This is a genomic window from Cryobacterium sp. MDB1-18-1, assembly GCF_004402735.1.
GTDB classification, from domain to species: domain Bacteria; phylum Actinomycetota; class Actinomycetes; order Actinomycetales; family Microbacteriaceae; genus Cryobacterium; species Cryobacterium glucosi.
Genome location: NZ_SOFR01000085.1, coordinates 1 through 1,290 on the forward strand (window position 1 = coordinate 1; position 1,290 = coordinate 1,290).

General features: G+C 58.4%; 1 protein-coding gene and 1 pseudogene. One reads left to right on the plus strand and one right to left on the minus strand.

Annotation, left to right across the window (positions count from 1 at the left end; genetic code table 11):
* A pseudogene (locus E3O50_RS19305) lies at positions 1–276 on the plus strand (hypothetical protein); the annotation flags it as partial.
* Positions 277–529: 253 nt separating this feature from the next.
* On the opposite strand, the gene E3O50_RS18785 reads toward E3O50_RS19305, so the two are convergent.
* Positions 530–1,027: a DNA starvation/stationary phase protection protein gene (locus tag E3O50_RS18785; protein WP_134559700.1), complete on the minus strand. Its 498-nt coding sequence runs from the start codon at positions 1,025–1,027 to the stop codon at positions 530–532.
* Positions 1,028–1,290 lie beyond the last annotated feature (263 nt).

Here is a 1,290-nt window from a genome sequence, read left to right on the forward strand (position 1 = left end):
AACTACCCCGGAACGTTCGAGAGTCTTCAGGCCGCCCGCGACCACCTGGCCGAGTACGTGCCCTGGTACAACACGACCCACAAGCATTCCGGCATCGCGTTATTCACGCCCCAGCAAGTCCACGACGGCTCCTGGAAGCAGGCCCACCGCATCCGCGACATGGCACTGCAGACCTACCACCAGAACCACCCGGAACGATTCAACTCGCGGCCGACTACACCCGCACCAGCCGGCACCGTTGGAATCAACATCCCCAAGGAAACTGTCAAAAGCTAGCCCACGTGACTCCACACAGCTTGACATCGAGCGGTCGCCAGAAAACTGCGCTAATTTCGAAAAAAATACTCGAATTCGTCACCCGGGCACAAGAGGCCCGACGCTGCGGGTAACCAAACTTTCGTATCGACTGCAGGTACGAGAGCCATATTGCGCTTGTTGAAACAATCAATATGGTGTGAACGGCTGTGGAGTCTTCGGTAAGTGGGCCCTCTTGAAATGGAGGACTACTGTCCGAGAACTACGTCGCGGCTCACTGCGCTTTGCCTACTGGGCGGGTGGAGTTTTTGGCGGTGGGTTTGCGCGGTTTACGGTTCTCTGCGCTTACCATCCAGGCGTACTGCTCGAGCTTTTCGATGAAGACGTGGAGGATGTCGGCGCTAGTAGGGTCTTCCTCGTCGACTTCGTCGTGCACGGCGCGGATGTTGTCGACCGTCGTCTTCAGTAGCACGGTGATTAGGCCCACGGTTTCGGTGGTGTCGACCTCGCCCTCGGGGAACTTGGGCAGGTGGGTGGTCTTCGTGACCGTTCCAGAGCGACCGTCCGGTAGGGCGTCGAGGGCTCGCATTCGCTCGGCTAACTCATCCGAGAAGAGGCGCGCGTCGTTGATGATTTCGTCGAGCTGCAAGTGCAGATCGCGGAAGTTTTTGCCCACCACGCTCCAGTGCGCCTGCTTGCCCTGGAGGTGGAGCTCTATCATGTCAACGAGGATCGACTGCAAGTTGCTGCCGAGTTTCGCGGATGCCTTCATTGGAATTCCGTTCGTCACCAGCGGGAGCGAGTATGTCCCGAATGGCCAGCTGGCGCCCCGCTTACTCTTTAGTCAGCACCATAGCAGCGTGCGCTTGCGATCCGCTTCGGTTGTGAGGTGCTGGGAGCACAGGATGGTAGTGCCGAACGGGCCGCATTGAAGGGTTGGCTATGTCAACCCAACTGGGACCCACCTGGGCAATCTAAGCGGGACCCGGAGTCTGGTCACAACGAGTGATACTGGGGTATGCGTGTAGAGATTCT

Bases quoted from the DNA above. Each gene is read 5' to 3' on its own strand.
- E3O50_RS18785 (WP_134559700.1), bottom strand. From the start codon at position 1,027: ATGAAGGCATCCGCGAAACTCGGCAGCAACTTGCAGTCGATCCTCGTT.